This window comes from Desulfacinum infernum DSM 9756 (assembly GCF_900129305.1).
GTDB lineage: Bacteria > Desulfobacterota > Syntrophobacteria > Syntrophobacterales > DSM-9756 > Desulfacinum > Desulfacinum infernum.
In genome coordinates, this window is sequence record NZ_FQVB01000003.1 from 29167 (window position 1) to 53406 (window position 24240).

Annotated in this window: 20 protein-coding genes; 13 read left to right on the forward strand and 7 right to left on the reverse strand. The window is 62.7% G+C overall.

Annotation, left to right across the window (positions count from 1 at the left end):
- Window positions 1–6 precede the first annotated feature (6 nt).
- The 5 genes from BUB04_RS00155 to BUB04_RS00175 all read left to right on the forward strand — a co-directional run bounded on the left by BUB04_RS00155 (window position 7) and on the right by BUB04_RS00175 (window position 8808).
- Window positions 7–3462 carry a S16 family serine protease gene (locus tag BUB04_RS00155; RefSeq protein ID WP_073035784.1) on the forward strand — a complete coding sequence of 1152 codons (3456 nt, stop codon included), beginning with the start codon at window positions 7–9 and terminating at the stop codon, window positions 3460–3462.
- A gap of 67 nt (window positions 3463–3529) precedes the next feature.
- Window positions 3530–4573 carry a phosphoribosylformylglycinamidine cyclo-ligase gene (gene purM / locus BUB04_RS00160; protein ID WP_073035786.1) on the forward strand — a complete coding sequence of 348 codons (1044 nt, stop codon included), beginning with the start codon at window positions 3530–3532 and terminating at the stop codon, window positions 4571–4573.
- A gap of 569 nt (window positions 4574–5142) precedes the next feature.
- On the forward strand, window positions 5143–6042 hold the full coding sequence (locus BUB04_RS00165; protein WP_073036115.1) for an AAA family ATPase: 900 nt from the start codon (window positions 5143–5145) through the stop codon (window positions 6040–6042).
- A 29-nt stretch (window positions 6043–6071) separates the two neighbouring features.
- A complete protein-coding gene (locus BUB04_RS00170) occupies window positions 6072–6917 on the forward strand; it encodes a DUF58 domain-containing protein (RefSeq protein ID WP_084075747.1) in 846 nt (281 codons plus the stop codon).
- Window positions 6904–8808: a transglutaminase TgpA family protein gene (locus BUB04_RS00175; protein ID WP_073035790.1), complete on the forward strand. Its 1905-nt coding sequence runs from the start codon at window positions 6904–6906 to the stop codon at window positions 8806–8808. The genes BUB04_RS00170 and BUB04_RS00175 overlap by 14 nt, the downstream gene beginning before the upstream one ends.
- Before the next feature lie 31 nt (window positions 8809–8839).
- Here BUB04_RS00175 and BUB04_RS00180 read toward each other — a convergent pair whose 3' ends face one another.
- Window positions 8840–9979: a response regulator gene (locus BUB04_RS00180; protein ID WP_178371852.1), complete on the reverse strand. Its 1140-nt coding sequence runs from the start codon at window positions 9977–9979 to the stop codon at window positions 8840–8842.
- A 355-nt stretch (window positions 9980–10334) separates the two neighbouring features.
- On the opposite strand from BUB04_RS00180, the gene BUB04_RS00190 reads away from it, so the two are divergent.
- The 5 genes from BUB04_RS00190 to BUB04_RS00210 all read left to right on the forward strand — a co-directional run bounded on the left by BUB04_RS00190 (window position 10335) and on the right by BUB04_RS00210 (window position 13219).
- Entirely contained in the window at window positions 10335–11642 is a 1308-nt protein-coding gene (locus BUB04_RS00190) for a sigma-54 interaction domain-containing protein (RefSeq protein WP_245795084.1), read from the forward strand.
- A gap of 351 nt (window positions 11643–11993) precedes the next feature.
- Window positions 11994–12200, forward strand: a complete 207-nt coding sequence (locus BUB04_RS00195) for a rubredoxin (protein WP_073035798.1) — start codon at window positions 11994–11996, stop codon at window positions 12198–12200.
- A 152-nt stretch (window positions 12201–12352) separates the two neighbouring features.
- A complete protein-coding gene (locus BUB04_RS00200; RefSeq protein ID WP_073035799.1) occupies window positions 12353–12580 on the forward strand; it encodes a hypothetical protein in 228 nt (75 codons plus the stop codon).
- 3 nt (window positions 12581–12583) lie between these two features.
- Window positions 12584–12691, forward strand: a complete 108-nt coding sequence (locus BUB04_RS20200) for an RCKP-type rubredoxin-like domain-containing protein (protein ID WP_073035801.1) — start codon at window positions 12584–12586, stop codon at window positions 12689–12691.
- A gap of 84 nt (window positions 12692–12775) precedes the next feature.
- Window positions 12776–13219, forward strand: a complete 444-nt coding sequence (locus BUB04_RS00210) for a flavodoxin domain-containing protein (protein ID WP_073035803.1) — start codon at window positions 12776–12778, stop codon at window positions 13217–13219.
- 3 nt (window positions 13220–13222) lie between these two features.
- On the opposite strand, the gene BUB04_RS00215 is transcribed toward BUB04_RS00210, so the two are convergent.
- Window positions 13223–14758, reverse strand: a complete 1536-nt coding sequence (locus BUB04_RS00215) for an SDR family oxidoreductase (protein WP_073035805.1) — start codon at window positions 14756–14758, stop codon at window positions 13223–13225.
- 399 nt (window positions 14759–15157) lie between these two features.
- Between BUB04_RS00215 and BUB04_RS00220 the strand changes: the two genes are divergently transcribed.
- Window positions 15158–16099, forward strand: coding sequence for a DMT family transporter (locus BUB04_RS00220; protein ID WP_073035807.1), 942 nt, complete (start codon window positions 15158–15160; stop codon window positions 16097–16099).
- Between the two features lie 64 nt (window positions 16100–16163).
- Here the strand turns inward: BUB04_RS00220 and BUB04_RS00225 are convergent, their stop codons facing one another.
- Genes BUB04_RS00225 through BUB04_RS00245 form a run of 5 tightly spaced genes read right to left on the reverse strand, consistent with a single transcriptional unit; the run spans window position 16164 to window position 20488 of the window.
- Window positions 16164–17312 (reverse strand): acyl-CoA dehydrogenase family protein, encoded by a 1149-nt coding sequence (locus BUB04_RS00225; RefSeq protein ID WP_073035809.1) that lies wholly within the window; start codon window positions 17310–17312, stop codon window positions 16164–16166.
- A gap of 42 nt (window positions 17313–17354) precedes the next feature.
- Entirely contained in the window at window positions 17355–18206 is an 852-nt protein-coding gene (locus BUB04_RS00230) for a 3-hydroxybutyryl-CoA dehydrogenase (protein ID WP_073035811.1), read from the reverse strand.
- Between the two features lie 18 nt (window positions 18207–18224).
- Entirely contained in the window at window positions 18225–19400 is a 1176-nt protein-coding gene (locus BUB04_RS00235) for an acetyl-CoA C-acetyltransferase (protein WP_073035813.1), read from the reverse strand.
- 59 nt (window positions 19401–19459) lie between these two features.
- Window positions 19460–19762 (reverse strand): DUF167 domain-containing protein, encoded by a 303-nt coding sequence (locus tag BUB04_RS00240; RefSeq protein WP_073035815.1) that lies wholly within the window; start codon window positions 19760–19762, stop codon window positions 19460–19462.
- Window positions 19763–19810: 48 nt separating this feature from the next.
- Window positions 19811–20488 (reverse strand): rhomboid family intramembrane serine protease, encoded by a 678-nt coding sequence (locus BUB04_RS00245; protein ID WP_073035817.1) that lies wholly within the window; start codon window positions 20486–20488, stop codon window positions 19811–19813.
- A gap of 400 nt (window positions 20489–20888) precedes the next feature.
- Here BUB04_RS00245 and BUB04_RS00250 point away from each other — a divergent pair, with 400 nt between their 5' ends.
- Complete coding sequence (locus BUB04_RS00250; RefSeq protein WP_073035819.1) at window positions 20889–22616, forward strand: hydantoinase/oxoprolinase family protein; 1728 nt, start codon at window positions 20889–20891, stop codon at window positions 22614–22616.
- 304 nt (window positions 22617–22920) lie between these two features.
- On the forward strand, window positions 22921–24237 hold the full coding sequence (locus BUB04_RS00255; RefSeq protein WP_073035821.1) for a histone deacetylase family protein: 1317 nt from the start codon (window positions 22921–22923) through the stop codon (window positions 24235–24237).
- Window positions 24238–24240: the final 3 nt, after the last annotated feature.

Here is a 24240-nt window from a genome sequence, read left to right on the forward strand (position 1 = left end):
CAGTCCATGTTCCCCATGAGCTTTGAAAGACAGATCCTGGAGGGGCTGCCCTATCCCGATGACGAGGCGGTCCAGCGCGTGACGAAGCTGCTGTTCTCCTTGGTGGAGTCGAAGATCATCCCCGATTTCCGGACGCGCCGCGGGACCGACAGCCGCCAGGCCGCCCGGCTGACCTCCAAGATCCAGATCCAGCGCCTGGAAGACGAAGAACGCACCATCGCTCCCCTGAGCCTGCTCCTGAAGCGCCAGGACATGCGGGTCATCGCCCTCCACGAGCGGCTGTTCGACTACCTGGTCTTCGTGCTTCCCACGGATTCCCGCGGACTGATGTCCGAAGGAGGCACGGAGGAAAGGAAGGTTCTGGCCTTCGCCCAGTTCGTGTTGCGCCACCAGGTGGAACACTGCCTCTACCCGGAAGCCTCCGAGGCGGACGTGATCCGCTCGGATGTGGCCTTCGCTCTGGAGATGGCCCAGGAAGACCCCACGTTCTACCGGCTGCTCACGGCGATCCTGAGCGATGAGATGGTGGGATTGCGCGGCGGGGACTATTTGGTGCTCTTCGACGCCGCCCGAAAGAACGCCGCCCTGGAACCCCACATCTACCGCATGACCCAGCGGGCCGCCGGGTGGGTGGCGGATCTGCCCGAAAACCTCTTCCAGGAGACGCTGGTCACCCTGGGACTGGACTGCCGGGCCCGCGCCTTGGGTGAATGCTGGAACCGAAGCCGCCTTACGAGCCTTTCACTCCTGGAACGATCCGGATTCGTCCGCAAGATGGCCTCGGGTTTCCAGGCCGTCCTGAAGGACAACCAGGAAAAGGCCTTCGACACCTTCTCCGCCTTCAAGGACCGGTGGGGCCTCATGGGCCTCTTCCACGAACTGGGCATCCCCCAGGACAAGATGGAAGGAAAGGACCCCGCCGGGCTCTTCCACATCTTTTCCGACCGCATCAAGGAATTTCTGAAGTCCACGGAACCGGGGGTGAAGGCTCCCGTTCCCGCGGCGCCCCTTCCGCTGGCGCCGGAAGCCGCCGGCACCAAGAGCCTGCGGGACCGGATCGAGGACGCCAAGAAGGACCCCGCCTTTCCGCCGCAGGTGATCGAACTCATCGAAAAGAACAAGACCCACGCCGTGGGACACAGTGGAGCCAAGTACAGCGAACTGATCGAAACGCTGTTGGCCATCCCCTGGAAGAAGATCCGCCCCATCACGGTGAGCCCGCAGGAGTTCGAAGAGGGGCTGCACCGCACCCACTACGGGCTGGAGCGGCCCAAGGACCGGGTGTGCGACTTCTTCGCCAACCTGATCCGGCGCTACCGCCGGTTCGATCCCGACGATGCGGGATCGTGGCAGAGAACCGGGTCCGCCTTCCTCTTCGTGGGACCTCCGGGAGTGGGGAAGACCTCGCTGGCCATCTCCATGGCGCAGAATCTGGGCATTCCCTACCACAAGATCAGCCTGGGGGGCATGCGCGACGAATCGGATCTTCGCGGCCACGGCTTCACCTACGAAGGGTCCAAGCCCGGGGCCATCGTGCAGGGACTCATCAAGATGGGGTGCATGAACGGCATGTTCATCCTGGACGAGGCGGACAAGACGGAAAAGTTCGCCATCGCCACCCTGCTGGAGATCCTGGACCCCGAGCAAAACCACCTCTTCCACGACAAGTACACGCAGACCACGGTGGACATCGACCTTTCCAACTGCCATTTCGTGCTCACCGCCAACACGCTGGAAACGGTCCCGCCCCCCGTGGTGAACCGCTGCGAAGTGGTCTTCCTGGACCGCTACAGCGTGGAGGAAAAGGTGGCCATCGCCCGCCGGCACCTGATCGGCCGGGTGCGCAGGCGCTACGACATCCGGGAGGACGAAATCGCCTTCGACCCCGACGAGGAAAGGGAGCTGATCGCCCACCTGGTCCGGGAATACACCCATGAGCCGGGAGTCCGGGAACTGGAACGGCTCCTCCGGACCCTCTTTTTCCGGATTCAGCGAAAGGAGCTGGACGCGGAGGCGCCCAAGCCCATTCTCATCACGCGCCGCAAGATCAAGGAATATCTCGACACCCCCAGTCGTCCCTGGAAGATCAACGAGGAGGACCGGGTGGGCGAGATGCTGGCCCTGGGGGTCAACGTGGAACGGGGCCTGGGATCCATCATTCCCATTCAGGCCACCCGGATTCACATCGGCGCCAAGGTCCCTTTGGAAAGCCCCACGGGATATCTCAGCCTGGTCCATGCCACGGGAAACATCGAAAAGGTCATGGACGAAAGCCGCAAGGTGGCCACCACGGGCATCCTTTACTGCGCCGAAGATCTGGGGATCGACGCGGAGGCCATGGGAGATCCCATCCATTTGCACTTCATGGGGGGATCCACCCCGAAGGACGGGCCTTCGGCCGGCGGGGCCATTGCCCTGGCCCTGGCGTCCACCCTTTCCGGCCGGGCCGTGCGGCGGGACGTGGCCATGACCGGAGAGATCGACACCCAGGGGCGCATCACGGCCGTGGGCGGCATCGCCATCAAGCTGGAAGCGGCGGTGGACGCGGGCTGCACCACCTTCATCCTGCCCACCAAGAACCTGACGGGCGACGACAGCATCGACCGGCTGCCTTCGGCCCTGAAAAAAGAGCTCCAGATCCTCACCTACGACCAGTGGGCGGGAGTCCATGAGCCTTTCCAATACGGCCGCCATGTGCTCCAGGTGGTGGCGGTGGACCACGTGGTCCAGGCGGCCCACATCGCCTTCCTGGACCCCGGGGAGCTGGAACGCACTTGCGGCACCCTCCTTCCTCTGGCCGACGCCGTCCGAGAGGTCCTCGCCGACCCCGGCGCCGTCCATTCCCGCCGCCTCACGGCCCTCTTCGTCAAGAACCCCGACGAGATCCCTGTGGAGATGATCCGGAGGTTGCAGGAAAACGGGCGAAGGTGCCTCGTTCTGTGCTGGGAAGAAGATCGGGAAGAACTGGAAACGCACCTGAGGCGAGTGGGCGTCCCCGCGGATCTGGAACCCTTGGACCGGCGGGAGGGCCTCTCCCAGGCCCTGGCCAGGTCTTCCGCGGCGGCCGCAACCCGAGGCGTGGACATCGTGGCGCCCTACTTCTTTCTGGTCCGGGACGGCATCCTGAGCCAAGATTCCACGAACGCCCCGCCCATCTCCGACGTGCGCTTTTTCGCCAACAACTATGCCGTGCAGAAGGTGAAGATCAAGGGATCGAAAGCGGCCCTGAACACCGCCTGGATCCTGGCCTCCGTCCTGCCGGAGGATCTCCTGCGGACGGTCCCCTGCCTGGGCCTTCTGGAACGGGTATGGTGCGCGGACCTGGCCTTCATCGCGGAAAAGTACCGGCTGGACGTCAAGAGGGCCCAACAGATCCTCAACCGCACCCTGGCCCGGTGGTTCAAGGAATGCTTTCCGGAAACCGATTGGGAGGTTATGTTCTGCTCGATTGACACGCACTGAACAGGCCACCTACAATGCGGATTTCGATCGGGAAAGACAACGAAGAGGAAGCGGAGAAAGAGCACCCATGACGAAGCAGTCGCGTTACAAGGAAGCAGGAGTGGACCTGGACAAGGCCAACGAGCTGGTCAAGAGGATCCAGCCCCTGGTCCGCCAGACCTTTCATGCCAACGTGATCACCGATATCGGAGGCTTTGGAGGCCTCTACTCGGTGGACTGTTCGGACATGAAGAGCCCCGTGCTGGTTTCTTCCACCGACGGCGTCGGAACCAAACTCAAGGTGGCCTTCTGGGCGGACAAGCACGACACGGTGGGAATCGACCTGGTGGCCATGTGCGTCAACGACATCATCGTGCAGGGCGCCCGCCCCCTCTTCTTTCTCGACTATCTGGCCGTCGGGTCCATGGACCTGGACCGGGTGGAAGCCATCATTCGGGGCATCGCCGAAGGATGCAAACAGGCCAACTGCTCTCTCATCGGCGGGGAAACGGCGGAGATGCCCGGCTTCTACGGTCCCGACGAATACGATCTGGCAGGGTTCGCCGTGGGCCTCGTGGACAATCCCCAGATCATCGACGGGTCCACCATCCACAAGGGGGACCAGATCATCGGACTGGCTTCCAGCGGACTGCATTCCAACGGCTACAGCCTGGTGCGCCGTGTTCTTTTCGATGAACTGAAGATGACTCCGGACACCTACCTGCCCGAATGCGGCCGGAGCGCCGCCGAAGAGCTCCTGGAGCCCACGCGCATCTATGTGGACCCCGTCCTGAAACTCCTCAAACAGTTCGAGATTTCCGGCATGGCCCACATCACGGGCGGCGGTTTCGAGGACAACCTGGCCCGGATCCTTCCCCAGCCCTGCCAGGCGGTGGTGGAAAAGAAGAGCTGGGAACGGCCGTCCATCTTCTCGTTCCTCCAGGAAGCGGGCAAGATCAGCGAAGAAGAGATGCTGCACGTCTTCAACTGCGGGATCGGCTACGTGCTGGTGGTGCGGGAAAAGGACCTGGACGAGATCCTGGGGCGCCTGGCGGGCATGGGCCAGAAGGCGTACCGGATCGGCGAGGTGGTGACCCGGGAAGGAGACGCCCCCCCCGTTCGCCTGGTGTGACCGGGCGGGAGGGGCGGAACTAAGAGCTTCTCTGAGAACTCCCCCAACCGTCACTCCCGCGCAAGCGGGAATCCATGACTTGTCGGAAGTCCTGGATCCCCGCTCCCCGTTCAAGCCGAGGACAAGCTTCGCGGGGATGACGAATGGGCGTTGAACGGCGCAAATCAATCGTTCTCGGACAGTCTACTAAGCGGCTGTCCGCGAACGCTGGAGATGACCGCTTTTTTCCGTAGCGCAGCCCTTCAGGGCTGCGAAGAAATCCCCGGACGTCGGAGGGATCATCGGGTGTTGCATATCACTTCATTGGGTTTTGATGGTCCCTTCCCGCGGGGCTGAAGCCCCGCGCCTACGAAAGAAGCCGGGTCCCTTGTCGGTCGACGAAGAAACCTCCGGACGGTGGATCCTGCCGGCTGCCCGCGGAAACCCATTCCAGGGCAGGCCCAAGATAAATCGGACACGGCGGAGCACTCAAAGTGGCAAAACGGCCCCTCAGCACGCCCGAGCCTTCTTCCAACGGGCAAAACGGGAACTGGAACGCGGAACAGGCCCACCATTCCATCCGGGAATCCATGCGGGTGCTGGGCCGCTACCTGCACGGCAAGGAAAAACCGCTCCGGTTGGCGCTCATCTGCTTCTTTTCCCGCGGACACCTCCTCATCGAGGATCTCCCCGGCCTCGGAAAGACCACCCTGGCCATCGGCCTGGCCAAGGTGCTGGGCCTCACCTTCGGGCGCATCCAATGCACCAGCGACCTTCTTCCCACGGACATCACCGGCCTTTCCATCTACAACAAGACCAGCGGCCTCTTTGAATTTCATCCCGGCCCCATCTTCCACAACATCATCCTGGTGGACGAAATCAACCGGGCCACCCCCAAGACGCAAAGCGCCCTGCTGGAGGCCATGGGGGAGAAGCAGGTGACCGCGGAGGGCCGCACCATGGACCTACCTCAGCCCTTCTTCGTGATCGCCACCCAGAACCCGGCCGAACAGTTCGGCACTTTCCCCCTGCCCGAATCCCAGATGGACCGGTTCATGATGAAGATCCACATCGGTTACCCCCACCGGGAGGCGGAGCTGGAGATTTTGCGCGGAGGCAGCAAGCGTCGCGAGCTCTATTCCGTGGAGCCGGTGATGAACCAGGAGAGCGTCCTGAGGATCCAGGATTTCATCCGCAAGGGGGTGATCGCCTCCGAAGCCATCCTGGACTACATGATGCAGATCATTGAAGCCACCCGCCAATCGGAATTCCTGGCGGCGGGGCTTTCCACCCGGGGCGCTCTGGCCCTGCTGCACACCTCCCGGGCCCACGCCTTCATGGAAGGCCGGGATTACGTGCTCCCTGAAGATGTCAAGGCCATGGCCCTGCACGTCATCCCCCATCGGGTCTTTTTCAGGGAGGAATACGACCACGTGGACAAGAAGGAGATCGTCCGATCATTGCTGGAAAAAATCCCCGTCCCCGCGTAATCCGAATCACTCGGGCGGGCTGGTACTATGTGGCCATCACCATCCTGATCGGCTTTTCCGCCGTCAATACGGCCAACAACATCATCTACGTGGTGGCCTCCCTGCTGCTGGGCTTCATGCTCATCTCCGGAATCTTCGGCCGCGCCAACCTCCACGCCGTCCGCATCGCCTTGGAGCCGCCCCCGGAGTTCTACGCCGACACTCCCGCCCCGATCCGTATTCGGGTGGAAAACCCCCGGACCTTTCTGCCCGCCTTCTTGATCCGCGTGAACGTTTTCGGCAGGTCCCCGCTGATACCCTACGTCCCCCCCCGCGCTACGGCCGAAACCTTCGTCTCGGCGGTCTTTCCCCGCAGGGGAAGGCACGAACTGCGGGAAGTGGAGATTTCTTCCAACTTCCCCTTCAACTTTTTCGTTCGCTTTCGGCGGATCCCCCTTCACTTGGATTGGGTGGTCTTTCCCCGCCTGGTCCCCGGCCCTTTTCCCGGCGCACCCTCCGGATCCAGATTCCGGGGCCGTCAGGATATCGTGGATGCGGGGGGACCCGGGGACGACCATGACATTTACGGCATCCGGGAATACCAACCCGGGGACCCGCTCAAGAAAGTCCACTGGAAGTCCACGGCCAAAACGGGGAGACTCCTGGTCAAGGACTTCGCCTCCACCCTGAGGGAACCCGTGGTGCTGAATCCTGCCCGCATGGGGCCGACCCAGTTGGAAACGCGCCTTTCCTGCACGGCCTACTGGGTCCACACCCTGGCGAGGCGCCGCGTGCCGGTGGGCCTGGTCCTGCCGGACAAGCACCTTGAGCCGGGAACCGGAACGCATCATAAGAGAGTGCTCCTGAAAGCGCTGGCCCTTTATGGTGAAGACTAAAACCGCCCTCTTTATCGTCACGTATTTGTCCGCGTTCATCGGCTACATCACCGTGACGGCCCACGTGCATCCGGCGAGCCACGCCGCCTTTTGGGGCCTGGCGATTGTTTCGGCCATCCGCCACGGCCTCCGTCCTTTCCAGCTATCCCGGCGGCTTCTGAACCTGCTGGCGGTTTCCGTCATGGTTCTTTCTCTTTCGCGCCTGAGCGCAGACTTCCTGGTGGAACCGCTCCTGGACGGCATCCTTGTTCTTGCGGGCATCAAGCTCCTGGAAGCCGAAAAGGCTCGGGACTACATGCAGATCTACCTGCTGTGCCTCTTCTTGCTGCTGGGCTCCGGCCTCATGACCCTCAGCGCCTCCTTTCTCTTCTACCTGGTGCCGCTGGCCCTGCTGCTCACCGTGTCCCTGATGCTACTGGCCTTCGAAGATGCGGAGCCCGGCGCCGCCCTGCCCCGGGGAGCCCTCCGCCAGATCGCCTGGAATGCAGGCGCCATGGGCCTGCTGAGCGTTCCGGTGGCCGCCCTTCTCTTCCTCATCCTGCCCCGAACCAACTTCCCCCTGCTCAACTTCCTCAACCAGGCCGCCTTCGGCCGCACCGGCTTCACCGAAACCGTGCGTCTGGGAGAAGTGGCCTCCATCCAGGAAGATTCCGCCGTGGTTTTCCGGGCCCGGATGGAACCCGTCAACGAACGGATTCTCTACTGGCGGGGCATCGTGCTGGACGAGTTCGACGGGACCACCTGGAGACCTTCCCGGTTGGAGGAGATCGCGCCGGGCGAGGCGGCGGAAGAGGGCGACCTGCGCCAGGTGATCTACATGGAACCCTACGGGCTCAACCGGCTCTTCGGCCTGGACCGCCCTGTGGAGATCGAAGGCATTCCAACGCGGCGGGGCGCCGACGGCACCTTTCGCGTGTGGTCCCCCATTTTCAAAAAAACCCGCTACGTGGTGTGGTCCCGGGTGACGACGCCCCATCGGGAACCTCCCCCCGACCCCCGGAAGCTCCTGGCGCTCCCCCATGACCTTCCGCCCCGAATCCGGCGCCTGGCCTCCCAATTGACAGAGGGCAAGACGCCCAAGGACGCCGTTCGGGAGGTTCTCCATTACCTGCAATCGGAAAGGTACCGATACGCCCTGGCCGATCTGCCCCGGGATCTGGAATCCTTTCTTTTCGAAAACAGGAAGGGAAATTGCGAGTACTTCGCCTCCGCCCTGGCGGTGCTGCTGAGACTGGGGGGCGTCCCCAGCCGGCTGGTGGGCGGCTACCGGGGAGGCTATTACAACGAGGCGGGCGGCTACTACCTGGTTCTCCAGAAACACGCCCACGTATGGACCGAAGCCTACCTGCCCGGTTCGGGCTGGGTCCGGCTGGATCCCACTCCGCCCCTGGCCGTCACGCCCGCCCTGGCCTACGGCGAAAGGCTCCTGACCCGACTCCGACTCCTGATGGACATCCTCAACTACCACTGGTTTCGGCTGGTGGTGGACTACGACGTGGAACGACAGCTCAGCCTGGTGCGCAGGGCGCGTGCCCTGGCCCGGAATCTGGTCCAGGATCCCAGCCCACCCCGCTGGTGGAAGCCGGCGGCGGCAACCGCCGGAGCCCTCGGCATTCTAATGGCCGCCGTGGGGATGATCGCACCGATCTGGAAGCGGAGGGAAAAGCCCGAGCGGCGGCTGAGACGGATCTTCGCCGGGAAGATGCGGCGCCACGGCTACGAACTCCTGCCGTGGGAAGGGTTAAAAGAGTTCGCCCTTCGGATTGAGAGCGAAGAGATGAGGCGCAGGGCCCTGCAATTCATCGGGCCTTTCAACGAAGCGGTCTACAGGAAAGGGGTCCTGGACGTGACGACCATTCGTTATTTGAAGAAGGAGCTTCGCGGGCTCTAATGCGGGCACGGCGGCTTCCCGAAGTCCGTTTCTACTTGCCCAACAGCTTGGCTGTCTCCCGATGTTCCCTGGCCAGGCGCGGCACCCCGGCTTCTTCGTAGATCTGGGCAAGCAGCAGGTGGATTTTGATGGCCAGAGGAGTCCCCAGGTCCCTGGATCGGCGGAGCAGCTTCATCAGACCGTCGCGGACCCGGCTTCCTTGCCCGCACATCACCAGGATCGTGGCGGCGGATACAGCGGCGGGAGGGTCCTTGTCCAGCATCCTCAGAAAGAGCCCTTGCGCGATGCGCGCAATATCTTCACGAAAAGGCTCGAAACGAGAGAAACTGATGAGGGCCTCCAGCAGTTCCCGGGGCCTGTCCCGGCACATGCCCACCACCGATTCGAAACAGGCCAGACCTATATCCACTTCGCCCATTTCCAGGGCCAGGGGGCCCAGCTCCATTTTGATATCCAGACGGTCGGGCCGCACCCGGTTGAGATTCTTCAGGACAAGAAACAGATCTCTCAGGCGCCTTTCGGCCCGATAGATCTCCCGAAGCCGCTCCATGGATTTCACGTGGAGCGGATTGAGCTCGATCGCTTTGAGATAGGCTTCCTCCGCCTCACCCAGTGAGTCCGATCTTTCCAACGCACGCCCCAGCCAGTAGTAGCCGATGGGATTGGCCGGGTTCTCCTGCACCGCTTCGCGAAACCACATGAGGGATTCGGAGGGGGAGTCTTCCAGGGTGGTCCTGCCGGAGATCAACAACTGGTGATAAAGGCTCGGCTTGAGGCGCAGTTCCATGAGCTCTTCGATCCGTCGATCCAGCTCGGCGGGACTGAAGGGCAACAGGAGGTATCCGTCCGCATCGCTTTCGATGGCCTGCGCCACGAGCTGCTCCGTCGCCTTGCCGGAGATCAGGATCACCGGCAGGTTTTCCGTCTTGGGATTGGAGCGTATCCTCTCCAGCAGGTCAAAGCCGTCCTGACGTGCCATCCTGAGGCCGGTGATCACAAGGTCGACGGGCTCTCCGGACTCCAGCCATTGAAGAGCCTCGGCGCCGTTTTCCGCGGCATGGATGTACCGGTAGCCGAGGCCGCGCAGGGCCGCCTTGCAGAGGCGTCGGATCTGCGCACTGCCGATAACGAGAAGAATGTTTATGTTCTTGGGCTTGACATCCTCGTTCACAACCGCATCCACCCCCGATTAGCCAGCGGGACGTGAAAATAATCCTCCCCCACCACGTGCCGTCAAAACTTCGTGAGTATCGCACAGGCAACCAATCTTGCGCAACTTGTCAGCCTGCTCCGGAATGCAACACCCGTCCCGGAACAAGGAAGAAAGGAGCGTGGAGTGGACGGCCTCGAAGGCAGCCAGGAAACGGCCATGATCGCGTGCGGACCGCACTTGTCCCAAAAATGCTTTGTGACCTTCCCGTCACATGCGATAGAAAGGACTCGGCCCCGGCAGTGGGAGAAAGGGATCAGGATGAGGATCCATTGTAGAACCGACGGAATTCATGCCGGCCCAGCGTGAGCATCTTATGGAAGCCTCCCTTCACTTTCTGAGATCCATCCTGGACAGCCTTCCCGACGGAGTGATCGGCCACGACACCCGGAGGCGCCTCATCTACTTCAACCGGGCGGCGGAGCGGATCACCGGCTACTCCCGGGAGGAGGTGGAGGGAAAAGACTGCCACGAAGCCTTCGGCAGCCCCTTTTGCGGCCCCCAGTGTTCCTTTTGCCATGCGCCACCCGAAGAATGGTCTCCCAAGAATTACCCGGTGCGGATCGTGGACAAATGCGGCCGGCCCAAGATCATCGAGATGTCGGTGACCGGCATGACGGACGCCACGGGCGAGCTGGTGGGCGTTCTGGCCATCTTTCGCGAAAAAAAAGAGCCAGCAACTCCCGGGCTCCGTCTTTCGGCGGAGCCCACCTGGAACATGATCGGCCGGGATCCCAAGATGCTGGAGGTGTACCAGCAGATCCGGCTGGTGGCCACCGCCGATCATCCGGTCCACATCCAGGGAGAGACGGGAACCGGAAAGGAACTGGTGGCCCGAGCGGTCCACAGGGAGAGCGCCCGGCGAAACGGCCCCTTCGTTCCCGTCAATTGCGGGGCCCTGCCCGAAGGAGTTCTGGAAAGCGAACTTTTCGGGCACGTCAAAGGGGCCTTCACAGGGGCCGTTCGGGACAAGAAGGGCCGCTTCGAACTGGCCGACGGAGGGACCCTTTTTCTGGACGAGGTGGGGGAACTGCCGCCCGCCACCCAAGTGAAGCTCCTGAGGGTCCTGCAGGAAAAGACCTTCGAAAGGGTGGGCGGGGAACGGTCCATCCGATGCGACGTTCGCATCATCAGCGCCACCAACCGGGACCTGGCCAGGGAGGTCTCCCTGGGCCGTTTCCGGGATGACCTTTATTACCGGCTCAGGGTTCTTCCCATCTCCCTTCCCCCTCTCCGGGAAAGGCGCGCCGACATCCCCCTTCTGGCCGAACACTTCCTGGACGGGGCCCGACGGTCGGACAAGCCGCGGCCCCGACTGACCCAGAGAGCCCTGGAAACCCTGCTCGCCTATTCCTGGCCCGGAAACGTGCGGGAACTTCAAAATGCCCTGCACTACGCCCTTCTGCAGGCATCCGACGGAATCATCCGCCGCGATGATCTTCCGGCCGAAATCGTGGATGAAACAGCCCACGGTCGTCGGGGCCCCAAACCCAAGCTGACACGCCGGGCCGTTCAGGCCGCCCTCCGGGAAACCGGCGGCAACAAGGCCCGAGCCGCCCGCCTGCTCGGGGTGGGCCGCGCCACCCTCTACCGGTTTCTCAAGCAAGACCAGAGTGTCTCGTGAAACAGAAGTGTCTCGAAATATGCTGAGACACATCTTCCTGCGCACCGTCTAAGCCGCTCTCACCGATGGTGCAAAGCCCTCAGCGCGGAAAACGCCTTGCGCGGACGTTGAGAGGACCCACGATCCGCGTCCTTGCGCCCTTGTCTCATAAGACACTTTTTCGCCTACCCCCGCGGAAGGATCCGCACCATCGCCTTGTGGTAACTATCCGTTTTCAAGACTGATTCAATTTTTCTCCTTCGATCCCTCCGCCTCGGCACGAATATTGGTTACCAGTAATTGGATGGAAGCGGAAAACGGCGGGAACCATCTTTTCCCGCCACGGATGAAGCGTTATGAAAGGAGCATGAGATGGCTCGACCCGAAGAATGCTACCAGTGCCAGGGTCCAACCTGCGGATGTATCTACGATCCCGACCGGGGCGACCGGCGAGGCAAGATCCCCAAAGGAACCGCGTTTTCCGAACTCCCGGAGGATTGGTGCTGCCCGGTTTGCGGGGCCGGCAAGAGGATGTTTCGCCCCCTGGGGGGAGGGGGTTCCGCCGAGGAAGATGCCTGACGGCGCGGATTGGAATGAGAACCGCAATCAGACGCCGATAGACGGGGACGGAGAAGATCCTTGCATGGCGCGTTCTTTCGTCCTTGGGGCGTGGTGAGCATTGCCGTGTAAGTAAGCATGAAAACAGGCTGAACAGGCCGGGAGGAGGCAACGTGGACCGCCCGTGCAACGATGCCATTCGCAGAACTCTGGCGCTGACGGCCCAAATGCTGGAGATCGCTGACCAAGGGGATCGACACCGGGAGGACGCCGGATGCGGCATCCTGTACGGGGTGCTGCGGGATGCGGCCTACAAGATCCGCCTTCTGGCCGAACAGGAACGAGAAGCCCACCGGCGCAAAGGGTGGTGGGCGGAATGCCGGAACACAAAGGAGGAATGACAGATGGCGACTTTTCAATGCACCAAGTGCGGCTTCGAAAAGGAAGGACGTTGTAAGCCTCAGAAGTGCCCGCAGTGCGGGGAAAAGAAGACCTTTGAAAAGAAGGCGTAGGAAGAATGCGGGGGCGGGCGCTCCACGGTGGAGCGTCTGCCCCCTTTCGTATCATCACCCCACCAGGCCAGGGAGGAGGGACCCATGAAGGTATTGATCGCCTATGTGAGCCGCACCGGGAACACGGAAAAGATGGCCCAGTACATGGCCGAGGGAGTACGTTTCGCCGGGCACGAACCGGTCCTGAAAAAGGTTTCCGACATCAAGAAGCCGGAGGATCTCCAGGGATATGACGCCTATCTGTTCGGCTGCCCCACCTACCACCGGGACATGACCCAAAGCATGAAGACCTTTCTTTTTCTCGCTCAAGGGGCCGGACTGGAAGGCAAGCCGGGCGGGGCCTTCGGTTCGTACACCCACAGCGGCGACGCGCCCAAGTACATCTACGACACCATGGAACACGTCTTCAAGATGCGGATGACCAATCTGGGCTCCTTCAACCTGGAAGAACACAAGATCAACACGCCGGACGGCATCCGGGCGTGCCAGGACTATGCCCGCACCGTGGCCGAGATGCTCAATAATTAAGGATCAAGGCGCCCGGGGTTCCAGGCGGCAGGCGTGGGGCATCCGGGCGTCGAAGGCTTCCGGCCCGCGGCGGGGGGCAACACCCAGGGCGCCCGCCAGTCCCTCCAGCAGCCCCGAAAAGACTCGGTTGTGGAAGGGAACCAGCGCGTACCAATAGGCGATCCCCAGGAGCCCCCGGGGTAGAAAGCGGGCGATCACCTGCACTTCGGTCTCGGCGTCGCCCACGGGTGTGAGTCGAAAGTCCAGGATCGCTTCTCCAGGAAGTTTCATCTCGGCATAGAAGAGAAGGCGGCGTTCGGGCGCCAGTTCCAGCACCCGCCAGTAGTCCACCGTGTCCCCCACATAGAGGCGCCCCGGCTCCCTCCGCCCCCGCGTGTGGCCTACGCCGCCCAAGGCCCGATCGATCCACCCGCGCAGCTTCCACAAGGCATCGCCGAAAAACCATCCCTGCCGCCCGCCGATCCCCTGCAGAAGGGTCCACACCTGCCGGGGGGATGCGGGTACGACCATGCGGTGGGCCGATTCCAGCACGGTGCCTCCCGCATAGGGAGCGTCGCCGCACTGGACCCATTCGGGCGGCGTGTGGTGACCGGCGTCGGCCCAGCAGGTCTCCACCCGTTCCTGTCGGATTCTCTGGAGCGCTTCCCGAATGGCCTCCCGGCAGCTCAGCAGCCGCTGCGGGATCCATTCCCGGATCCGAAAATCTTCGCACACCACGGCGTTCCGGAGCCCTTCGGCCAACGGACGGGCCAGGGCCATGGGCACGGGCGTCACCAGATGGAGCCAGTAGGAACTGAGGCGCGGGGTGAGCACCGGCACGGGGACGATCCAACGTCTGGGCAATCCCGCCTCCTCGGCGTAGATCCTCATGAGATCCTCATAGGTCAGCACGTCCGGGCCGCCGATATCCAGAGTTTGCCCCGCCACGTGGGGGGATTCCAGGCATCCGACCAGGTAATGGAGGACGTTGCTGATGGCGATGGGCTGGCACGGGGAGCGCACCCATCGGGGAGTGATGAGGACGGGAAGGCGGTCCACCAGGTACCGGAGGATCTCGAAGGAGGCGCTTCCGGCTCCCAGGATCATGGCCGCCCGTAAGAACGTGACGGGAACCAGGCCGGACTGGAGAATACGGGCGACCTCCAGGCGCGAACGCAGGTGATGACTCAGGTTTTTACCTTCCCTTCCCAGGCCGCCCAGGTAGATAATCCGTTCCAGCTTCGCCTTGCCGGCGGCGATCACCATGTTTTCCGCCGCCGCACGATCCAGCGCGGCGAAATCCTTCCTGCCGGGTGCCATGGAGTGCACCAGGTAATAGGCGGCGCGGCATCCCGCGGCGGCGGCGATGACCGAATCCCTATCGAAGATGTCCGCCCGGGCCACTTCCAGTCGCGGGTGGTTGCCCCAGGGCCGACACCGCACCTTGGCGGGCGATCGCACCAGGGCCCGCACCCGATAGCCCGCTTCGAGTAACCGCGGGGCCAATCGCCCTCCCACATACCCCGTCGCACCGGTCAGCAGAATCGGCCTGTCATCCATCGTGTCCGTCCTCCTTGTGGTTTCGTTTCATGGGCAACGCCCCATCGCTACGCTCTTTTCGCCGCCGCATGGATGAAAGATCCCGGTGTGCGCGAGCGCCTTCTATGTGAACCGGCTTGCCGGCGGACCGCATCGCGGGCTGTGGCGCCAGCTGATGGAAGAAAGATGCGGAAATGGTAGGGGCGAATGATGATTCGCCCCTACACTCCCCTGTGCGGACGGTACACAAGGTCACGTTCCCTATAACAAGAAAAGGCATCTCGGGAAAGACGCCCGCCCGAATTGTGACGAAACTCAGATCCTTCACAGCCGGTCCTTGACGGCCCCCGGGGCCATCGGGTATGCGGTGAAGCTTGTGCGACACCCCATGTCTCGGAACCCAATCTTGCGGAGCCTCCCATGAAAGCGACTGCGCTCAAAGCCGACATCCTGCTGCTCATCACCGCCACCCTGTGGGGGTTCGCCTTTGTGGCTCAACGAGTAGGCATGGACCACATCGGCCCCTTCGCCTACAACGGCATCCGCTTCGCCCTGGGAAGCCTTTCCCTGGTCCCGCTCATCACTTATCTGGACCGGAAGAACGGCCTTCGATCCGCCCATCCGGGCCACGACCCTTCCTGGCGCGACGCTTGGAAAGCGGGCATCCTGGCCGGGCTCGCCCTCTTTGCCGGAGCCTCTCTCCAGCAGGCCGGGCTCGTCTTCACCACGGCCGGCAAGGCGGGGTTCATCACGGGGCTCTACGTGGTGATCGTGCCCTTGCTGGGTCTTTTCTGGAAGCAGCGGCCGCCTCTTGGAACCTGGGCCGGCGCGGTGCTCGCCGCCGTGGGCCTCTATTTCCTGAGCGTGACCGAGGAAATGACCATGGAGTTCGGGGATGTGCTGGTCCTGGCCGGCGCCTTCTTCTGGGCCGGCCACGTCCTCCTGTTGGGGTGGATGTCTCCACGCCTGGACCCGGTGAAACTCGCCTGCTGCCAGTTTGCCGTCTGCTCGGTCCTGAGTCTCGCCACCTCGGCGGTCTTCGAGGAAACGACCCTCCAGGGCGTTCTGGACGCCACCGTTCCCATCCTCTACGGGGGTCTGGTGTCGGTGGGAATCGCCTACACCCTCCAGGTGGTGGCCCAAAAGGACGCCCACCCCGCCCATGCCGCCATCCTGCTCAGCATGGAATCGGCCTTCGCCGCGCTGGGAGGCTGGCTCATCCTGTCGGAAACCCTGGGCCTGCGGGGCCTCCTGGGCTGTGCGCTCATGCTGACCGGAATGATTCTTTCCCAGCTGGCCGAATACCTGCCGGAGGGTGAGGCGCGGAAAGCGGCCGAACGCCGCAAAGTATCGCACGGATGAGGAGGCAAAAATGAAAAGCCCCCGCTATCGCGGGGGCTTTCTTACGTCCCAATCTCCGTTCGCCCTACTTCAGGAGCTCACGGGCGATGATGAGCCGCTGGATCTCGCTGGTCCCTTCGTAGATGCTGGTCACCCGCACATCCCGGTAGTAGCGCTCGATGGGGAAATCCTGGGTGTATCCATAGCCGCCGAGGATCTGGAGCGCGTCGTAACAGGCCTTGTTGGCGGCTTCCGTGGCGTACACCTTGCCCATGGAGGCCTCCTTGGAATAGGGCCTCCCCTGCTCCTTGAGATACGCGGCCCTCAGAAGCAGCAGCCGGGCCGCCTCCAGCCGGGTGTAGTTGTCCGCGATCATCCACTGGATCGCCTGGTGTTTGGCGATGGGAACGCCGAACTGGATCCGCTCCTTGGAATAGTTGGTGGCGAAGTCCATGGCGGCCAGGCCGATGCCCAGGGCCATGGAACCGATCCCGATCCGACCTCCGGCCAGTTCGGAGACGGCGATGCGGAACCCGTCGTTCACCTTGCCCAGCACATTGTCCTTGTGCACCCGGCAGTCTTCGAAAAGCAGCTCATTGGTGGACGAGCCGTGCTGGCCCAGCTTCTTTTCGTCCTTGCCGATGGTGAATCCCGGGGTTCCCGGTTCCACCAGGAAGCAGGTGATGCCCTTGCCCTTGGGCGCCTCCTTGTCGGTGACGGCCCATACCACGAAAACACCGGCGTATTCGGCGCTGGTGATCCACATCTTGGACCCGTTGAGCACCCAGTAGTCCCCATCCTGGACGGCGCTGGTTCGCATGCTGGCCGGGTCCGATCCGGCCCCCGCCTCCGAAAGCCCGAAGCTTCCGGCGGCGAATTCACCGCTGCACAAAGGCGGAATATATTTCCGCTTCTGCTCCTCCGTGCCCACGGCCTGGATCACCTCCGCCACCATGTTGGTGACCGACGTGGTCACCGTGGTGCTGGCGCAGGCCCGGCCCAGCTCGGTCATGGCCAGGGAAAAGGCCACCACGCCGGCGCCGGTGCCCCCGTATTCCGGGTCCACGTTGAGGCCCATGAAGCCCAGTTCAGCCAGCTTCTTCAGGTTCCGTTTGAGGATCTCTCGGTTCTTGGTCCGGTCCAGCTCGGCCGCCACCGGCTCCAGCTCGTTCTTGGCGAACTTGGCGGCGGTGTCCTGGATGATCTTTTGCTCTTCGGTGAGTTCAAAGTTCATGGGGAAGACCTCGATCTTTCTGGATTGCGGATGCGCGACTTATCAGCTGTATTCGTAAAAGCCCCGACCTGTCTTGCGGCCCAGCCAGCCGGCCTCCACGTACTTTCGAAGCAGCGGGCACGGCCGGTACTTGGAATCGCAAAAGCCCTGGTAGAGGGTTTCCATGATGGCCAGGCAGGTATCCAGGCCGATGAGATCCGCCAGGGCCAACGGGCCCATGGGATGATTCATGCCCAGCTTCATGACCGTGTCGATGTCTTCGCGGGTGCCCACCCCGTGGTAGAGGCAGTAGACCGCTTCGTTGATCATGGGCATGAGGATGCGGTTGGCGATGAAGCCGGGGTAGTCCTGGGCCTCGGCGGGGGTCTTGCCGAACTTTTCCGCCAGCTCCCAGGTGACCTTGAAGGTCTCGTCGGACGTGGCGATTCCCCGGATCACTTCCACCAGCTTCATGACCGGCACCGGGTTCATGAAGTGCATGCCGATCACCTTTTCCGGCCGTTTGGTCTGGCTGGCGATTCGCCCGATGGGAATGGACGAGGTGTTGGTGGCCAGGATGGCGTGTTCAGGGCAGATGGCGTCCAGATCCCGGAAGATCTGGAACTTGATGGGTTCGTTTTCCGTGGCGGCTTCCACCACGTAGTCGGCCGCGGCCATGTCCTTGAGGTCCACGCTGGTCTTGATCCGGCCCAGCACCGCGTCCATCTCTTCCTGGCTCATCTTGCCCTTTTCCACGCTGCGGGCTAGGATCTTCTTGATATTGTTGAGGCCCCGCTGGACGAATTCGTCCTTGATGTCGTTCATGATCACCTGCAGGCCGCTCATGGCCGCCACCTGCGCGATGCCGTTGCCCATCTGGCCGGCTCCGATCACCCCAAAAGTCTTCACTTCCATCGTCGATTTCCTCCTTCCCTACCTCTTGACGACCAGGGCCACGGCCTCACCGCCCCCCAGGCACAGGGACGCCAGGCCGATCTTCTTGTCGGTTCGGATCATTTCGTGGAGAAGCGTGACCAGCACCCGCGCTCCGCTGGCCCCGATGGGATGTCCCAGGGAGACACTGCCTCCGTTCACGTTCACCTTGGCGGGATCCAGGTTGAGTTCCTTGAGAACCGCCACGGTGGACCCGCTGAAGGCCTCGTTCACTTCGTAGAGGTCCACGTCCTCCAGGCCGATGCCTTCCTTTTTGAGGCACTTGGGAATGGCCCAGATGGGAGCCACCAGCACGTATTTCATGTCGATGCCGGCCGAGGCCTGGGCTCCCACGGTGGCCAGGATCCGGCATCCCAGCGCTTCGGCCTTCTCCCGGGCCATCACCACCACGGCCGCCGCCCCGTCGGAGATGACCGAGGCGTTTCCGGCCGTGGTCACGCCGCCTTCCTTGAAGGCGGGCTTCATCTTGGCCAGAAGCTCGTAGGACGTCTCCCGGGGGCACTCGTCCCGGTCGAACATCACCGGATCCCCTTTGCGCTGGGGCACCGGTACGGGAACGATTTCGTCCTGGAACTTCCCGGTGGCGATGGCTTCCAGGGCGCGCCGGTACGATTCGGCCGCGTAGCGGTCCTGATCCTCGCGGCTCACCCCGTAGCGTTCCGAACAGAGCTCGTTGGAAATGCCCATGTGGAAGTCGTTCACGATGTCCCACAGGCCGTCGTGGATCATGTGGTCCTTGAGCTGCCCGTGACCCATGCGGTAGCCAAACCGGGCCTTGTCCAGAAAGTAGGGCGCCATGCTCATGTTTTCCATGCCTCCGGCCACCACCACGTCCGCATCGCCCGTCTGGATGGCCTGGGCGGCCAGCATGACGGCCTTGAGGCCCGAGCCGCACACCTTGTTGATGGTTAAGCACTCCGCTTCCCAGGGCATGCCGGCCTTGACCGCCGCCTGCTTGGCAGGGTTCTGGCCGTACCCGCACGGCAGCACCTGCCCCATGATGACTTCGTTTACGTCCGCCTTTTCGATTCCGGCCCTTTTGACGGCCTCTTCGATCACCACCGCCCCCAGGGCCGTGGCCCCGATCCCGGACAGGGTTCCGTTGAAACTTCCCAACGGCGTTCGCACCGCGCTGACAATGACCGCTTCCCGCATAAACACACCTCCTCTAAAGAGATCGTTGGGTTGCAAGCCGTGCCCGTCTGCCCGTCCGGTCACGGCCCGCTCCCGCCCAGGCGGTCCCGTACGGCCTGCTCTTCGGCCGCCTTCAGGAGCACCACCTTGTTGCGGGACTTTTCTCCCTGCAAAATCTTCACACGGCTCTTGGAAAGGCCGAAAAATTTTGCCAGGAACCGGATGCACTCCTTGTTGGCCGCCCCTTCCACGGGCGGGGCCGCGATGCGGATCCTGAGGGACGCATCGTGGATACCGGCCAGCTCCGTCTTCTTGGCGTTGGGCTGGATCGTGAGGGTCAGGGTCACCCCCTCCGGACCGGATTTGAGAAACGGCGTTTCCATGGGCGGTTATTTGTGTTTCTTCGCTTTCTTTGGCGGTTCCCTTTCACATCAACGACGCCGGGCGCGGAAGACCCGAAGCAGCACGATACCCGCCACGAAACCTCCCACGTGAGCCCACCAGGCCACGCCTCCCGCCTGCACCTGGCCGCCGGCCAGGGAAAAGGCCCCGCTGAAAAACTGCATGACGAACCAGAATCCCAAAAAGACGTAGGCCGGGATCTCCACCACGGTGAAGATAAAAAAGAGGGGCACCAGAGTGAGAACCCGTGCCCGTGGATACAGGATGAAGTAAGCGCCCATGACCCCGGCAATGGCCCCGCTCGCCCCGATGGTGGGGACGGCGGAATGCATGTTCGTCACCAGGTGCAGGAGCGACGCGGCCAGGCCGCTCAAAAGATAAAAAAGGGCGTAGCGGCCGTGCCCCAGAGCGCTTTCCACGTTGTCCCCGAAGATGTGCAGGATCCACATGTTGCCGATGAGATGCATCCAGCCGCCGTGGAGGAACATGGTGGTAAGGAAGGGAATGGCCTGTTCGAAGGCACTGAAGTGGGCGGCCACTTCCGGTCGGGTGTAGCGCACAGGGACGATCCCGTACTGGAAAAGGAAGACGCGAAGTTGAGGTCCCAGGAGGAGTTCGTACAGGAAGGCCAAAACGCACAGGGAGATAATCAGGTAGTTGATCACGGGAACTCGCCTGGACGGATTGGCATCGCGAAGGGGGATCATGGTCGAATCGCCTTTTCCACGGGTCGCTGGAAGCGGGCAGGATCTGAGACGTCGGAGCAGTCTAGCCGGTTTGGCGTTTGTTGTAAAGAAAGGCTTGTCGTCTCTACCAAACCCAGCGAAGCCCCCTCAGACCGGTGAAATCCCTTGGGGAAAGGGCCCCTTGCCGTCGGGCTCCGGCGGGAAGCTTGACCGGGCGGAAGTTCCCCACTCCCAGGCGTCCGCGGAAACCTGGCGTACAGGAAAGGTTCGTTGACACTCCCCGGGCTTTTCGTTAGCATCTCGGCCGATTATAGTACGCATTTTCAGGCGGAATGCGCCGGCACATGCGACTTCGACGAGCTCATGGGGAAGGACGGCATCACGCGCATCTGGCACTTCACCGAAGACCCCGAGGAACGCCATGATCATAGGACTGGATGTGGGTGGCACCCATACGGACGTGGTCTTGTTGGGACCCAACGGCATTGAGCGGCAGGCGAAGGTTCCCACGGATCATTCCAACCTTATTGAATGCGTCTGGACCGGCCTGGAAAAGGTCACGGCGGGGGTCCCGTCGGACGTGCTGGAGCGGGTGGTTCTGAGCACCACGCTGACCACCAACGCCGTCGCCGAAAACAAGCTGGCGCCGGTGGGGATGATCGTCTCCAGCGGGCCCGGCCTGGATGCCGAGAGCTTCCGCACCAACCCCCACTATTACGTGGTTTCCGGGTCCATCGACCACAGGGGCCGCGAGATTCAGCCCATCGAGCCCATGGAGATCGAGGCCATCGGGGCCCGGCTCCGCAAGGAGGGCATCCGCCACGTGGGGGTGGTGGGCAAGTTCTCCGTTCGAAACCCCAAACACGAAATCCAAATCCAGCAGATCCTGGGAGATCACTTCGACTACGTGGTCATGGGCCACCGCCTTTCGGGCAACCTCAATTTTCCCAGGCGGATCGCCACGGCCTATCTCAACGCCGCGGTGTATCCCATCCACAAGCGCTTTTTCGACGCGGTGCGCCGCTCCCTGGAAGAGCACGGTCTACACATTCCGCTTCACATCCTCAAGGCGGACGGCGGCACCATGAGCCTCAAGGCGTCCCTGGAATTGCCGGTACAATCCATCCTGTCCGGCCCCGCCGCCAGCGTCATGGGATCCCTGCCCTTCGTCTCAGCCGACAAGGACACCCTGGTGCTGGACATCGGCGGAACCACCACGGACATGGCCGTGCTGGTGGGAGACGCCCCCCTCCTTTCGCCCCAAGGGGCCCAACTGGGCCGATATCGCACGCTCATCCGCGCCCTCAACACCAGTTCCATCGGCTTGGGCGGCGACAGCGCGGTCCGTGTGGTGAACGGCGCCCTCCAGATCGGTCCGGACCGCGAGGGACCCGCCATGGCCTACGGAGGCCCCTGCCCCACCCCCACGGACGCCCTGTTCGTTCTGGGAAGGGACACGCAAGGCGATACGGCGGCCGCTCGAAGGGGCCTGGAACGGGTGGCAAGGGAACTGGGTCTTTCCGTGGAAGAAGCGGCCGCGAAGGTGTTCGACCTGACCTGCACCAAGATCCTGGATGCGGCCCGCCAGATGGTGGAAGCCATCAACACCAAGCCCGTCTACACCGTCCGGGAGCTCCTGGAAGGTTACCAGGTGCAACCCAAGGAGCTGCTGGTGCTGGGAGGCCCCGCGCCCTTTTTCGCTTCACGCATGCAGGAACTGAGCCCCTACGAGGTTCGGGTGGTGCCCCAGTGGCATGTGGCCAACGCGGTGGGCGCCGGCCTGGCCCGGACCACCTGCGAAGTGACCCTCTTCGTGGACACGGAACGCGGTATCGCCTCGGCACCCGAAGAGGCCTTCTACCAGCCGGTGAAAAGGGATTTCGACAAGAAGAAAGCCGTGGAGCTGGCGTTGGAACTCCTGGCCGAGAAGGCGCTGGAAGAAGGGGCCGATCCCCGGGATCTGGAAATGGAAGTCCTGGAGGAGCAGCAGTTCAACATGGTGCGGGGATTCTACACCACGGGAAAGAACTTCCGGGTTAAGGTCCAGGTCAAGCCCGGCCTCGTCGGAACCTATCGCTCCATCATTCCGAAGATCGACCCAACCTGCGAGGAGGAAGGCCGACGGGCGGGCTCCATGGATACGGCGTGAACGGGCCCGGTTTTTCCGTACCTCGTGCACCCCGGCGGATCCTCAGATTCCATCACGTTAATGTGAAAGAAAACCGCCAATGAACGCGAATAGACGCAAATGGAAATGAGTGGTGTGTGGGAGCGGCAAAAGCCGCGAACCGGGTGACCGGCCACTCAATGGCGGTGTGGCCAGAAACTCATAGCGCCTTGCGGCGCTCCCACAAAAAGAGACTACACCGCCCCAGGTTCTTTCACTCATGCTGGGTGGTGCAAGAGCGACCATGATCGTTAGGTCGGACCCAGCAGCGGACGGAGGCAACATGATGTTGCGCGCAAAACACACCACCGGTCTGGTATTCTTTCCCGCCTTCGACTGGGCCATCAGCCCCACCCACCCGGAAAGGGAAGAGCGGCTCCTCTACACCCAGGATCAGATCATCGAAGAAGGCATCCTGGATATGGAAGGCATGGTGGAACTCAAGCCGGACCTGGCCACCATCGACGATGTGCGCCGGGTGCATTTCTGCGCCCCGGACGAGTGGCGCGTGCTGACCCAGAGCCATCTGATCAGCGCCGGGGGCGCCAAGACCATCGCCACGGCCGTCATGGAAAAGCGCGTGGAGCGCGGCTTCGCTCTCGTCCGCCCTCCCGGTCACCACGCCATGCGGGTGGTGCACGGAGCGCGCGGCTTTTGCAACGTGAACATCGAAGCCATGATGGTGGAATACCTGCGGGCAGCCTACGGCCTGGACCGCATCGCCATCGTGGACACCGACTGCCACCACGGGGACGGCACCCAGGATATCTATTGGCACGATCCGGATACGCTCTTCATCTCCATCCACCAGGACGGCCGAACCCTCTATCCCGGATCCGGCTTTCATCACGAGCTGGGAGGGCCCACGGCCATGGGGTCCACCATCAACATCCCGCTGCCCCCCGGCACGTCCCAGGAAGGCTTCTTGAGCGTCATGGAAAAGATCGTGCTGCCGATCCTGAAGGATTTCAACCCGGACATCGTGGTCAATTCAGCGGGCCAGGACAACCACTACACGGATCCCATCACCAACATGAACTTCTGCGCCCAGGGCTATGCGCGGCTCACCGAGATGCTCAGCCCGGACATCGCCGTTTTGGAAGGGGGCTATTCCATCGAAGGAGCCCTGCCCTATGTGAATGTGGGCATCATCCTGGCCTTGGCGGGCGTGGACTACAGCAAGGTCCGGGAACCGGACTACGATCCGGACAAGATCCGCCAATCGGCCGACACGGATGCCTACATCCACAAACTGACCGAAGAAATCCTCGACTACTACGGCAAGTGCCCGGAAATCGTCGCTCGCAACCGGGCTACCAAGGACTTCGCCCAGCGGGAGCGCACGATCTTCTACGACACGGACAACATTCTGGAAAACCAGAAGGAACGGCTCCGCGTGTGCCCGGACTGCAGCGGGGTGCTGTCCATCGACTCCCTGACCGACCGGGGATACCATATCTTCGCCGTGCACATCCCGAGAAAGGCCTGCGACGCCTGCGTGGCCCTGGGCGAGGAGTGGTACGACACGGTGAATCTGAGGGCCTATGACCGGGCGTTCCTCCAAGACCGGCGCAACAACCGCTATCTCACCAAGAGCAACTGAGGC

What these genes read in the sequence shown, in the direction of transcription:
- BUB04_RS00155 (WP_073035784.1), top strand. Translation starts at nt 7, where the DNA reads ATGTTCCCCATGAGCTTTGAAAGACAGATCCTGGAGGGGCTGCCCTAT.
- purM (WP_073035786.1), top strand. Translation starts at nt 3,530, where the DNA reads ATGACGAAGCAGTCGCGTTACAAGGAAGCAGGAGTGGACCTGGACAAG.
- BUB04_RS00165 (WP_073036115.1), top strand. Translation starts at nt 5,143, where the DNA reads ATGCGGGTGCTGGGCCGCTACCTGCACGGCAAGGAAAAACCGCTCCGG.
- BUB04_RS00175 (WP_073035790.1), top strand. Translation starts at nt 6,904, where the DNA reads ATGGTGAAGACTAAAACCGCCCTCTTTATCGTCACGTATTTGTCCGCG.
- BUB04_RS00190 (WP_245795084.1), top strand. Translation starts at nt 10,335, where the DNA reads ATGGAAGCCTCCCTTCACTTTCTGAGATCCATCCTGGACAGCCTTCCC.
- BUB04_RS00195 (WP_073035798.1), top strand. Translation starts at nt 11,994, where the DNA reads ATGGCTCGACCCGAAGAATGCTACCAGTGCCAGGGTCCAACCTGCGGA.
- BUB04_RS20200 (WP_073035801.1), top strand. Translation starts at nt 12,584, where the DNA reads ATGGCGACTTTTCAATGCACCAAGTGCGGCTTCGAAAAGGAAGGACGT.
- BUB04_RS00210 (WP_073035803.1), top strand. Translation starts at nt 12,776, where the DNA reads ATGAAGGTATTGATCGCCTATGTGAGCCGCACCGGGAACACGGAAAAG.
- BUB04_RS00215 (WP_073035805.1), bottom strand. Translation starts at nt 14,758, where the DNA reads ATGGATGACAGGCCGATTCTGCTGACCGGTGCGACGGGGTATGTGGGA.
- BUB04_RS00220 (WP_073035807.1), top strand. Translation starts at nt 15,158, where the DNA reads ATGAAAGCGACTGCGCTCAAAGCCGACATCCTGCTGCTCATCACCGCC.
- BUB04_RS00225 (WP_073035809.1), bottom strand. Translation starts at nt 17,312, where the DNA reads ATGAACTTTGAACTCACCGAAGAGCAAAAGATCATCCAGGACACCGCC.
- BUB04_RS00230 (WP_073035811.1), bottom strand. Translation starts at nt 18,206, where the DNA reads ATGGAAGTGAAGACTTTTGGGGTGATCGGAGCCGGCCAGATGGGCAAC.
- BUB04_RS00235 (WP_073035813.1), bottom strand. Translation starts at nt 19,400, where the DNA reads ATGCGGGAAGCGGTCATTGTCAGCGCGGTGCGAACGCCGTTGGGAAGT.
- BUB04_RS00240 (WP_073035815.1), bottom strand. Translation starts at nt 19,762, where the DNA reads ATGGAAACGCCGTTTCTCAAATCCGGTCCGGAGGGGGTGACCCTGACC.
- BUB04_RS00245 (WP_073035817.1), bottom strand. Translation starts at nt 20,488, where the DNA reads ATGATCCCCCTTCGCGATGCCAATCCGTCCAGGCGAGTTCCCGTGATC.
- BUB04_RS00250 (WP_073035819.1), top strand. Translation starts at nt 20,889, where the DNA reads ATGATCATAGGACTGGATGTGGGTGGCACCCATACGGACGTGGTCTTG.
- BUB04_RS00255 (WP_073035821.1), top strand. Translation starts at nt 22,921, where the DNA reads ATGTTGCGCGCAAAACACACCACCGGTCTGGTATTCTTTCCCGCCTTC.